Annotated in this window: 9 protein-coding genes; 2 read left to right on the forward strand and 7 right to left on the reverse strand. The window is 71.0% G+C overall.

The window, feature by feature from the left end; genetic code table 11:
- Positions 1 to 133 precede the first annotated feature (133 nt).
- Both E1295_RS44565 and E1295_RS49860 read left to right on the forward strand, forming a co-directional pair.
- Complete coding sequence (locus E1295_RS44565) at positions 134 to 634, forward strand: YajQ family cyclic di-GMP-binding protein (protein WP_220449210.1); 501 nt, start codon at positions 134 to 136, stop codon at positions 632 to 634.
- 318 nt (positions 635 to 952) lie between these two features.
- The gene (locus tag E1295_RS49860; protein WP_181958145.1) at positions 953 to 1,426 is read left to right on the forward strand and encodes an NUDIX hydrolase; all 474 of its coding nucleotides are present in this window, start codon (positions 953 to 955) and stop codon (positions 1,424 to 1,426) included.
- Here E1295_RS49860 and E1295_RS44575 read toward each other — a convergent pair.
- The 7 genes from E1295_RS44575 to E1295_RS44605 all read right to left on the reverse strand — a co-directional run bounded on the left by E1295_RS44575 (position 1,401) and on the right by E1295_RS44605 (position 10,254).
- A complete protein-coding gene (locus E1295_RS44575) occupies positions 1,401 to 2,873 on the reverse strand; it encodes a hypothetical protein (protein ID WP_246081145.1) in 1,473 nt (490 codons plus the stop codon). The genes E1295_RS49860 and E1295_RS44575 overlap by 26 nt on opposite strands.
- A gap of 20 nt (positions 2,874 to 2,893) precedes the next feature.
- Positions 2,894 to 3,745: a zinc metalloprotease HtpX gene (gene htpX / locus E1295_RS44580; RefSeq protein WP_132640873.1), complete on the reverse strand. Its 852-nt coding sequence runs from the start codon at positions 3,743 to 3,745 to the stop codon at positions 2,894 to 2,896.
- A gap of 117 nt (positions 3,746 to 3,862) precedes the next feature.
- Entirely contained in the window at positions 3,863 to 5,392 is a 1,530-nt protein-coding gene (locus E1295_RS44585) for an NADH-quinone oxidoreductase subunit N (protein WP_132640875.1), read from the reverse strand.
- Positions 5,389 to 7,065 (reverse strand): complex I subunit 4 family protein, encoded by a 1,677-nt coding sequence (locus tag E1295_RS44590; RefSeq protein ID WP_425465403.1) that lies wholly within the window; start codon positions 7,063 to 7,065, stop codon positions 5,389 to 5,391. Before E1295_RS44590 ends, E1295_RS44585 begins: the two co-directional genes overlap by 4 nt.
- Complete coding sequence (locus tag E1295_RS44595; RefSeq protein ID WP_132640877.1) at positions 7,062 to 8,975, reverse strand: NADH-quinone oxidoreductase subunit 5 family protein; 1,914 nt, start codon at positions 8,973 to 8,975, stop codon at positions 7,062 to 7,064. Before E1295_RS44595 ends, E1295_RS44590 begins: the two co-directional genes overlap by 4 nt.
- The gene (gene nuoK / locus E1295_RS52750) at positions 8,972 to 9,460 is read right to left on the reverse strand and encodes an NADH-quinone oxidoreductase subunit NuoK (RefSeq protein WP_132640879.1); all 489 of its coding nucleotides are present in this window, start codon (positions 9,458 to 9,460) and stop codon (positions 8,972 to 8,974) included. The genes E1295_RS44595 and nuoK overlap by 4 nt, the downstream gene beginning before the upstream one ends.
- The gene (locus E1295_RS44605; RefSeq protein WP_166427722.1) at positions 9,460 to 10,254 is read right to left on the reverse strand and encodes an NADH-quinone oxidoreductase subunit J; all 795 of its coding nucleotides are present in this window, start codon (positions 10,252 to 10,254) and stop codon (positions 9,460 to 9,462) included. The genes nuoK and E1295_RS44605 overlap by 1 nt, the downstream gene beginning before the upstream one ends.
- Positions 10,255 to 11,196: the final 942 nt, after the last annotated feature.

Raw genomic sequence — 11,196 nt, forward strand, 5'->3', positions numbered from 1 at the left:
GAAGGGGCGTGGTGGGGGTAAGGGCTGGGGGCCTGCACGGCGGGCCGATGCTGGCTAGGCTCATGCGCTGGGTCCGTGCCGTGGCGTACGCCGTACCGGCGGGATCCGGTGAGTGCTTTCCGCAGTTGAGAGGATGGGTGTTTTGGCTGATTCGTCGTTCGACATCGTCAGCAAGATCGACCGGCAGGAGGTCGACAACGCTCTGAACCAGACGGTCAAGGAGATCGGGCACCGCTTCGACTTCAAGGGCACCGGGGCGAGCATCAGCTGGTCCGGGCAGGAGAACATCGAGATCAAGGCGAACAGCGAGGAGCGGGCGAACGCCGCACTCGACGTGTTCAAGGAGAAGGTGGTCAAGCGGGGCCTGTCGCTGAAGATTCTTGATGCGGGTGAGCCCAAGCTGTCGGGCAAGGAGTACCGCATGCTGGTCAGCCTGAAGGAGGGCATCGACCAGGAGAACGCGAAGAAGATCTCCAAGATGATCCGCGACGAGGGTCCCAAGGGGGTCAAGGCGCAGATCCAGGGTGAGGAGCTTCGGGTCAGCTCGAAGAAGAAGGATGACCTTCAGGACGTCATCGCGCTGCTCAAGGGTAAGGATCTGGACATCGCCCTGCAGTTCGTGAACTATCGCTAGTTCGCGAACGTGGAGGCTGGTTCGCGGGTGTGCGTGGAAGCTGCGTCGCGGGCGTGGAAACTGCGTCGTGCGTGTGGATGCTGCGTCGCGGGCGTGGAAGTGCGGCGGTGCCGGTGGCGGCGGAGGGCATACCGGGGCGTCGCGGGCATCACGGCGCATCGCAGCACACCGAGGCGCACCGAAGCGCATTACGGTGCACCGGGGCGTACGAAGGCACACGGCAGAGGCACCGGGGCACACGGCGGGGTGCGGCGTTCTCGTACGAGGCGGCGCGGTCCCTCCTGTGCCTCGGGGCCGGCCCGCCTATGCTCGTTTGTCGTGACGAAGATCCCCCTGCGCCGTTTCACGGCACGTGCTCTGCCCATCGACGATCGCGACCGCGTACTGCTGCTTCATGGTTTTGATCCCGCGCGCCCGGATCAGCCGTTCTGGTTCACGATCGGCGGGGCCGCCGAGGGTGGCGAGACGTTGCAGGAGGCGGCGGCGCGGGAGTTGTTCGAGGAGGTCGGGCTCCGGGCGGCTGCGCAGGAGTTCACCGGACCGTACGCGTCCAGCGTGATCGAGTTCGAGTGGTCCGACTACGCCATCACGCAGGATCAGACGTTCTTCGCGATCAGGGTCGGGCCCGGCGCGGCGGTGTCGTTCGAGCACATGGAGCAGATCGAGAAGGACACGACGATCGCCTACCGGTGGTGGAGCGTGGCGGAGCTCGAGAGCACCCGCGAGGTCTTCTTTCCCGAGAACCTCGCCGAGATCCTGCGGAAGATCACTGCGGACGGAGGACCCGCGTAGCGCCCGCGATCAGCGCCGTGGCGAGGATCCAGCCGCACACGATCAGCCCGTACGCGAGCCACTGCGTCCATCCCCCCGGGTCGAACATCTCCCGTTGCCCGAACGCGGGGATCGGGAGCAGCAGGTCGAAGCTGTACGCGAATGAGTTGAAATCTGGGCTCTCGTCGGGTTTGAGGGCTCTTGGCGGGTTGAGTGCGAAGACGACCGTTCCGGCGGCCAGCAGGAGCGTGAACCACATGCCGGCCAGCCACGGACGGTAGCCGTAGCCGACCGCAACGTCGAGCAGCCGTCCCCAGATCCGGCCGCCGAGCCCCTGCGTCTGCCGCCTGGCCCGCAGTTTGGCGAGCTGGGCGCGGCGGGCGAGGGCTTCGTTGCCGTCGCTGATGTACCAGGCGGCCAGCTGTTCGTACGGCTGCGGCCGGAATCCCTCCGGGTCGCGGGTGACCCATTCGATGCGCCGGGCCACGCCCGAGCCGCGCAGGCGGTCGTACGTGAGGCCGTTGAGCCGGAGCTTGTCGGGCCAGGTGTCGGGGTTGTCGTGCAGGGTGCCGACCCGGGTGTGGGCGAGGGTGACGACGCCGTCGATGGGCTCCGACGGCGTGAGTGACAACTCGCGCACCTCCATGTGGCTGGCGTGGAGGGCGTAGCGGGTGTCGGGGCTGTTGAAGGCGCCGCCTAACGCGAGCGTGCCGTTGATGCGGGCGCCGCGTAACCGTACGCAGCCGGATGCCTGGAATCCACCGGAGCAGCGCATGCTGTCCTCGACGACCATGTTGTCGGCGGTCAGGGCCTCTTTGCCGGGATTGCGGAGGGTGGCGCCGTCGAGGAAGAACCCCCCGTTCAGCCGCGAACCGACCAGGCCGACGCCGCCGGTGAGGTCGGCGTTGCGGATGTACATGCCAGAGTCGACGACGATGGAGTTCGCGTTGAGCGCATACTCGCCGTCGTCGGACACCACCTTGGTGCCGCCCAGCCACAGGCCGCTCTCGAACTGGGCCCGGCTCACGCGGACGGTGCCGGTGACGTGGGAGCCCGAGAGGCTGAGATGGCCGGCGACCCGCATGCCGCCGCCGCTGAGGCCGGGAAAGTGGCAGTCGGTCAGGCGGACTGTGCGGGTGGTGGAGCCGGTGAGCTGGATGGGTTGATCCAGGTGGCAGCCGCTCAGGACGAGTTCGTACGGGATCGTACCGCCGACGATCGACAGCCGGCCGGTGATCCTGGCGCCGCGCAGGCGTACGGCCGGCGCGGCGCCCCCGCCCCCTTCATGGGCGCCGAGCAGCAACCGGGTGATCACCTCGGCCCGGATCGTACGGTCGGGGCCCCAGGTGTGGCCGTCGGTGGGCGCGTTGGCCCCTGCCGTACGGCCGGCGCCTATCTCGACCGGGGCCAGCTCGACGAGCCGGCCCGTGGGGAAGGCGTTCCAGAGTTTGCGTTCCGCTTTCGTCAAGCGTGGAAATCGGCCCATCGTCAACGACGATATCCGGCCATGCGCTCGAGCCGGGCAACCCTCTCGGAAGTGGGCGGGTGGGTGGAGAACAGACGGCCGAAGCCGGAGCCGCTGAACGGGTTGGCGATCATCATGTGGGAGGCCGAGGTGAGGCGGCTGTTCTCCGGGAGCGGGAGGCGGCGGGCGCCCAGCTCGATCTTGCGCAGCGCCGAGGCCAGCGCGAGCGGGTCGCCGGTGAGCCGTGCGCCCGACTCGTCGGCCTGGAACTCCCTGGCGCGGGAGATCGCCATCTGAACCATCCCGGCCGCGACCGGCCCGAGCACCATCATGAGCAGCGCGCCGACGAAGCCCGGCCCCTCGTCGTCATCCGACCCGCCGAAGAACACCGCGACGTAGCTGAGCCAGGTGATCATCGTGGCCAGCGCACCGGCCACCGAGGAGACGAGGATGTCCCGGTTGTAGACGTGTGACAGCTCGTGCCCGATCACCCCGCGCAGCTCGGCCTCATCGAGCAGCTTGGTCAGGCCGTACGTCACGCACACCGCCGCCTTGCGCGGGCTCCTGCCCGTCGCGAAGGCGTTGGGCTGCACCGTCGGCGAGATGTACAGGCGCGGCATCGGCTGCCGGGCCTCGGTCGACAGCTCGCGCACGATCCGGTAGAGCATCGGGTGCTCGACCTCACCGACCGGACGGGCGCGCATGGCCGACAGGGCGATGCGGTCGGAGAAGAAGTAGGCGACGCCGTTGGTCGCCAGGGCGAGCATCAGCGCCATCTGCGCACCGGTGCCGCCGCCCAACCACGCGCCCACCGCCACAAGGAACGCCGACAACCCGCCGAGAAGAACGGCGGTGCGTAGACCGTTGTGGTGCAAGGCTCCCCCTTTCGTGCCTGGGTTCACCTCAGTCCAACGATGATGACCCGGTGCTTCGTTCCCCGGTGTGCTCAACCGGAGGCAGAGCGCGACCTTTCCCCTGCGTGCAGTGACGTCTCAGCCGAACGCGGACAGGGCGGTCACGTCGAGAACCAGCTGCGGAGCGACCGAGAACAGCACGGCGACGGCGACGGCGAGCCCGATGGCCGACCCCGTGGCCGGGAACGTGCGCCGGGGCGCGGGCTCCCGCTCCGCGGCGGGTGCGAACAGCCGTGCCGTCCAGACTGTGTAGTAGTAGAGGCCGATCACGGTGTTGGCCGCCATGACCAGCGCCAGCCAGCCGGAGCCGCCCTCGACGAGCTCCCGGAAGACGAACACCTTCGCGAACAGCCCGGCCAGCCCCGGCGGCAGCCCCGCCAGGCAGATCAGGCAGAACGCCAGCGCGAGCCCGGCGACGGGACGGCGGAACACCAGGCCGCGGTAGTCGTCGAGCTCGTTGCGGGTGGTGGTCTTCGAGACGAGCATGACGACCGCGAACGCGCCCAGGTTCATGGCGGCGTAGATCACGAGGTAGGCCATGGACGCGCCGACCGCGGTGACGCCGTCGGCGGTGACCGTCACGGCCAGCGGCGCCAGGATGTAGCCGGACTGCGCCACCGACGACCAGGCGAGCAGGCGTACGGCCGAACGCTGACGCAGCGCGAGCAGGTTGCCCGCGGTCATGGTCAGCGCGGCGAGCACCGCGACGATCGGGATCCACGTGGCCGCCTGCCCGGACAGCGCGGCCACGAGTACGAGGATCAGCCCCGCGAACCCGGCCGCCTTGGAGACGACCGACAGCAGCGCGGCGACGGGCACGGGCGCACCCTGGTAGACGTCGGCCGCCCAGGCGTGGAACGGCACAGCGGCGATCTTGAAGGCGAAGCCCGCCACGACGAGGACGACGCCGACCGTGCCGACCGCGGGCAGGTCGCCCTGGACGAGCGCCACGCCCGGCGCCACGGCCCGGCCGCCGAACACCGCCTCCAGGCGGGACAGGAAGACGGTGCCCGCGATGCCGTACAGCAGGGAGACGCCGAACAACATGACGGCGGTCGACACCACCGACACGACGAACAACTTCACCGCGGCCTCGGAGGAGCGGCCGTCGTACCGTTTGAGCGCGGTGAGCGCGAAGACCGGGAGCGACACCAGCTCCAGCGCCACCACGAGCATGATCAGGTCACGGGACGCGGGCAGGGTGACCGCGCCGACGAACGTACACAGCAGCAGGAAATACCACTCACCCACCGGGATGCCGCCGCCGGCCAGCTCCGTCATCGACAGCAGCACGACGACCACGGCCGCGACGAGCACCATGCCCGCGAACACCAGCGTGAACCGGTCGGCCACGTACGAGCACTGCGCCGTCGCCGGGTCCGCGAGACCGGGCGGGACGCAGAACGTCGAGCGCGGCGGGCCGCCCCCGGCCGCCTGGGCGGCCACGAACCCCAGCGACACCAGCACGCCCGCCAGCGTGACGAGCCCCAGCGCGCCGCGCGTGCGCGGGCGGGCCGGGAGGAACGCGTCGAGCAGCAGCACCAGGCCGGCCGTCAGCGCGAGCGCCAGCGGGGGTGCGATGACGAAGTAGTCGATCTGCTGGATCACGAGGCGACTCCCAGCAGGGTGAGCACGGCGGGGGTGGTGAGCGACAGCAGGAGGCCCGGCCAGAGCCCGAAGAGCAGGATCAGCACGACGAGCGGCGTCCACGCCAGCAGCTCGTGGGTGCGGACGTCATCCGGCGGGCGCCCGGCCTCGCCCGGGACCGCCGGTGGAGCGCCGCCCACGTCCGCCGGTTGCGGGCCGGCCTCGTCGTCCGGAAGCGCCGGTGGCGGGCCGCTCACGTCGTCCGGGGCCGCCGGTGGAGGGCCGCCCACCTTCTGGAGCACCCGCGCCGCCGGACGGGCCGGGCGCTGCGGGCGGCCGTGGGTGACGCGGGACAACATGACGAGGAAGTACGCGGCCGTCAGCACCGCCCCCAGGCCGCCGATCACCATGTAGGTGAGGAACAGCGGGCGCGGCAGGACATTCGCCGGCTGGAAGGCTCCGAACAGCGCCAGCATCTCTCCCCAGAACCCGGCCAGCCCCGGCAGCCCGAGCGAGGCGATCGACGCGAACGTCAGCAACGCCCCCAGGCGGGGCAGCGTGGCCAGCATGCCGCCGCCCAGCGAGGGCATGTCGGCGGTGTGGTGGCGGTCCTTGACCGCTCCGGCCAGGAAGAACAGCAGGCCGGTGATGAGGCCGTGGGCGACGTTGGCGAAGAGGGCGCCGTTGACGCCCACGGGGGTCAACGTGGCGAAGCCCAGCAGGACGAAGCCCATGTGGCCGACGGAGGAGTAGGCGATCATGCGTTTGAGGTCGCGCTGCGCCAGGCAGGCCAGGGCGCCGTAGACGATGCCGACGACGGCGAGCGCGCCGAGCCACGGCGCCACGGCCGCGGCCCCCTCGGGGAGGATCGGGATGGCGATCCTGGCGAAGCCGTACGTGCCCATCTTGAGCAGCACCCCGGCGAGCAGCACCGAGCCCACCGTCGGGGCCTCGGTGTGGGCGTCGGGCAGCCACGTGTGCAGGGGCCACATGGGCGTTTTCACCGCCAGGCCCACCCCGATCGCCACGAACGCCAGGATCTGCACGGACCTCGCCATGCCGGCGCCGTGGGACGCGGCCAGCGCCTCGATGTCGAGCGTGCCGGCCTGCGCCCACACCAGCAGCAGGCCGAGCAGCATCACGACCGAGCCGAGCAGGGTGTACAGGATGAACTTGACCGCCGCCGCCCTGCGCCCCTCGCCGCCCCAGATGGCGATCAGGAAGTACATCGGGAAGAGCACGATCTCGAAGAAGACGAAGAAGAGCAGCAGGTCGAGGGCGAGGAATGTACCGATCATGCCTACTTCGAGCACGAGCAGCGTGAACACGAGCGCTCTCGGCCGCGCCTTCATGAGCTGCTCGCCGGCCCGCTCGCGGCCCCAGCACAGGTAGACGAAGCACAGGAACGTCAGCAGTGCCGTCAGCGCGACCAGCGGCAGCGAGATCCCGTCGACGCCGAGGTGGAAGCGGAGCCCCAGCCCGGCGATCCACGGCTGGTCGACCTCGAACTGCGCACGCGCCGCCCCGCCGTAGTCGAACGCCGCCACCATGAGCACGGCCAGCGCCAGCGTCACGCCGGACAGGACCAGCCCGTACGCGCGCAGGTGGGGACGCAGCGCGTGCGGCGCGAGGAGCAGCAGGAGCGCGCCGAGCAGTGGCACCGCCAGGAGCGCGACGGGAAGCCAGCCCATCATGCGAACACCACCGCCCCGACCACGATCAGCAGGACACCCGCCAGCAGCCCGCTCACGTAGAGCTGGACGTTGCCGTTCTGGGCGAGTCTCAGCGCCCCCGACAGGCCGCGCGCCGACCTGCCCGATCCGCGCACCGCGCCGTCCACGACGTGGTCGTCGATGCTGACCACGAGCCTGGCCAGCGCCATGACCGGGCGTACGAGGAGCGCCGCGTAGAGGTCGTCGACGTAGAACGCCCGCTCGCACGGCACCCGGAACGGCCCCAGCAGACGGGCCGGGTCGGCGGCGGGGTCGATGCGCCAGAACGCGTAGACCACCCCCGCCCCGAGGAGGGCGAGCACGACGCTGGTGGCCGCCACACCGAGCGCGAGGTGCGGCTCGACCGCGAAGCCCAGCAGCAGGGCGGGAACGGCGAGCAGGGCGACGGGCACGAGCATCGAACGCGGGGCCTCACGGCCGTGGACGACGTGGGCGGTGCCGGGCTCCGGCTCGGGCAGCGCGACGGGTGTCGCCTCGCCGAAGAACGTACGCAGCCAGGCCCTAGTGGCGTAGGCGCCGGTGACGGCCACGGTCGCGAGCGCGCACGCGTACAGGAGCAGGGCGGCCGCGTCGGTGAGGCCGCCGGTCGTGAGCGCGCCGTCCATCGCCACGAGCAGGCTGTCCTTGCTGAAGAAGCCGCTGGCCGGCGGGAGGCCCATCAGGGCGGCGAACCCGATCGTCATCGCCACGAACGTGACCGGCAACTCCCGGCGCAGACCGCCCATCTGCGACATCAGGTTGGAGCCGACGTGGTGGATGACCACGCCCGCGCAGAGGAACAGCAGCGCCTTGAACGCCCCGTGCGTCACCAGGTGGAAGACGGCCGACGTGTCGGAGCCCGCGGCGAGCCCGCCCGCCATGTAGGCGAGCTGGCTGACCGTGGAGTAGGCCAGCACCCGTTTCAGGTCGTCCTGCGCCAGCGCGGCCAGCGCGGCCCCCAGCATGCCCAGCGCGGCGACGACGGCCAGCACGTCGAGTGTGGGCCGGGCGGCCAGGAACGCGGGGAAGAGCCGGGCCACGATGAAGATCCCCGCGGCGACCATGGTGGCGGCGTGGATGAGGGCGCTGATCGGCGTCGGACCGGCCATCGCGTCGGGCAGCCAGGTGTGCAACGGCATCTGGGCGCTCTTGCCCGCCACCCCGGCCAGCAGCAGCATCGTGGCCGTCACCAGGGTCGCCGGCGACATCTCCGGCACCTTCGCCAGCACGTCGGCGACACGGAAACTGCCCGCCGCCATGCCCAGCACGAAGATGCCGAAGAGGAACCCGACATCGCCCAGGCGGGTCACGAGGAACGCCTTGACCGCGGCGCGCGAATTGCCGCGGTCCTCCCACCAGTGGCCGATGAGCAGGTAGGAGCACAGGCCCATGATCTCCCAGCCCACGTAGAGGACCAGGAGGTCGCCCGCGTACACGACCAGCAGCATCGCGCTGGTGAACAGGCTGATGAACGCGCTGTAGGAGGGGTAGCGCGGGTCGTCCCTGAGGTAGCCGATCGAGTAGATCTGTACGGCCAGGGCGACCAGGGTCACCAGGACGCCGAGAACGCCTGACAGGTCGTCGGCCTGCAGGGTGAGCGAGATCGGCACGCCGCCGGTGACGATCGTGCCGTACGTCCGGCCGGTGGGGGACGACGCGCCTTCGCCGTTGAGGAAGGCGAACCCCGGGCCCCAGGCCAGCCAGACGGCGAGGACGGTGGAGGCGGCCGTGGGCAGGACGGCGATCCAGGCCGCCCTGGTGTTGACCGGCGCGCCCGCCGCTCCGCTCGGTCCGGCCGCCGGGCCGCGCCTGTGGACGAGGCGGGGCAGCAGCAGGCCCGCGAACGCGCCCAGGAAGGGCAGGAGTACGGCCAGCAGCGGGAAGGTCGTCATCGCCTGCCCCCTCGCTTGACGGGCTTCTCACCGGCGCCGGAATGCGGGTCGTTCGCGGTGACCGGGTCGGTGGAGGTGGTCGGTGCCGTACGGAGGGCGCCCTTGTCCGTGAGCGTGCTCGGCGGGGACTGCGAGCCGCCGACGGTGAGCGTGCTCGGCACCCCCCGCGGGGCGTCGGCCGGCTCGGCGAGGTCGCGGAGGCGGTCGATGTCGACGGTGCGGCGGTTGCGGTAGAGCGCCAGGATGATGGCCAGGCCCAGGCCCACCTCCGCGGCGGCGATGACGATGACGAAGAGGGTGAGCACCTGACCGCTGTGCAGGCGGTCGCCCAGCCACACGTCGAACGCGACCAGGTTGAGGTTGACGGCGTTGAGCATCAGCTCGACCGACATCAGCACCAGGATCGTGTTGCGCCGGGCGAGCACGCCGTAGACGCCGACGGAGAAGAGGAGCGCGGAGACGACCGCCGGGTAGACGATGTGCACTAATGACCCCCGGTCTGCTCGGGTGGCGTGCTGCTCGTGGTCCGGTCGGACGGCGATGTGTCCTCAGGCTGAGCCTGGGGCTGGACGTTTGCGGGCTCGGCCGGAGGCTGGACGGTCTCGGGGCCGCCCGGGGAGTGGGGGGCGCCCGGCGACGCGGTGGCACCCGGCGACGGGACGGTGCCCGACGATGTGGTGGCGCCCGAGGACGGGGTGGTGCCCGGTGGGCCGGAGGGTGGATCGCTCGTCTGCTGGGCTGGGGCGCCGCCGGGGATGTCGGTGCGGGACAACACGATCGCGCCGATCAGCGCGGCGAGCAGCAGCACGGACAGCGCCTCGAAAGGCAGCACCCAGGTGGCGAACACGCTGGCGCCCAGTTCTTGGGCGGCTCCCTTGCCAGGACGCAGCGGCGTGTAGGCGGTGCGGAAGCCGTCGATCACCACGGTGACCAGGAGCGCCGCCGTCGCCACCGCCACCACGGCGGCGACCGGTCGGTTGCCGCTGTCGAGATCCTCCGAGGGGCCGATGGGAGCGCGGGTCAGCATGATGCCGAACAACATCAGCACGACCACCGCGCCGACGTAGATCAGGACCTGGACCCACGCCACGAACTCCGCCGTCAGCACGAGGTAACCGCCGGCCAGCGCACCGAAGCAGACCACGAGCCATAGGGCGGCGTGAACCAGTTGCCTGGTCGTGACAACGAGCAGCGCCGATCCGACCGCTACCGCGCCCAGCAGCAAGAAGACGATCTCTTGCCCGGTGGGTGACAGGTAGGAGGGCACCGCCTCGGTCACGACTCCTCCTCGGACTCCCTTGTGTCGTCAGGACCGAGCCGCCCTGGCGGTCGGATGGAGCGTGGATCGACCATCCTGCGCCTGCGGGGGCTCGCGGGTGAAGTCTGCTCTGGCGAGCGGGGTTCTGGGGCTGGCCGGTCCGAACCTGTGGACAACTGGTCGGGAGACGGCCGGCCTGTGGATGAAGCCGGTCCCTCGGAGTGGTGGTCTTCGGATTGAGGTGCCGGTCGTTCCTGAGCGAATGCATCGGGACGGTCGGCCGGCGAGCGTTCCTGATCGGCCGTCGGTTCTGGATCGGCGGCCGGTCCTGGGTCGGCCGCGGGTCCTGGATCCGTCGCCGGTCCCGAATCGGCCGCGGGGGCCTGATCGGGCGAGGGTGCCGCTGATCCGGGCGCGACGTCCTGTGGGTCGGCGTCCCCCTGCTCAGGGTTCACTGCCGACTGCTCGGCGCTCTCGGCCGGGGCGTCGTTCTGGGGGCGGGACGGGAGAGCGCCGGGAGGGCGGATGGCTCGTACGTTGGCCATCGATCTGCGTGGGCGCTCGCCGCGACCGCTTGTGGAACGCGGTGAAGCCGCAGGACCCGTCGCAGGGGTAGCCGGCTCCGGCGGGCCTGACGTTGGGCTTTGTTCCGGGGCTCCGGTGGAGGATTCGGACGTACCGGGAGGTATGTCCCCTGTGGACGCTGAGGTGCCGGGCGGCATGCTCCCTGGGGACGCCGGTGTACCGGGCCGTGCGGCCCCTGCGGATGTCGGCGCACCGGGGCGGCCGTCGTTCTCAGGACTCGGCGTGCCTGGTGTCCCCGCGGTTCCAGGCTCTGATGTGCTCGTCCCGGGCTCGCCTGTGCCCGCCGTGCTCTTCGGCGGCGCGGCCGTGGGGTCGGTGGCGCCGGCCGGCTCGCCCGGGGTGCGTGCGGGGTCCGCTCCCGGTGCCGGTGCGGCGGGC

It is taken from the genome of Nonomuraea mesophila (assembly GCF_004352805.1).
GTDB lineage: Bacteria > Actinomycetota > Actinomycetes > Streptosporangiales > Streptosporangiaceae > Nonomuraea > Nonomuraea longispora.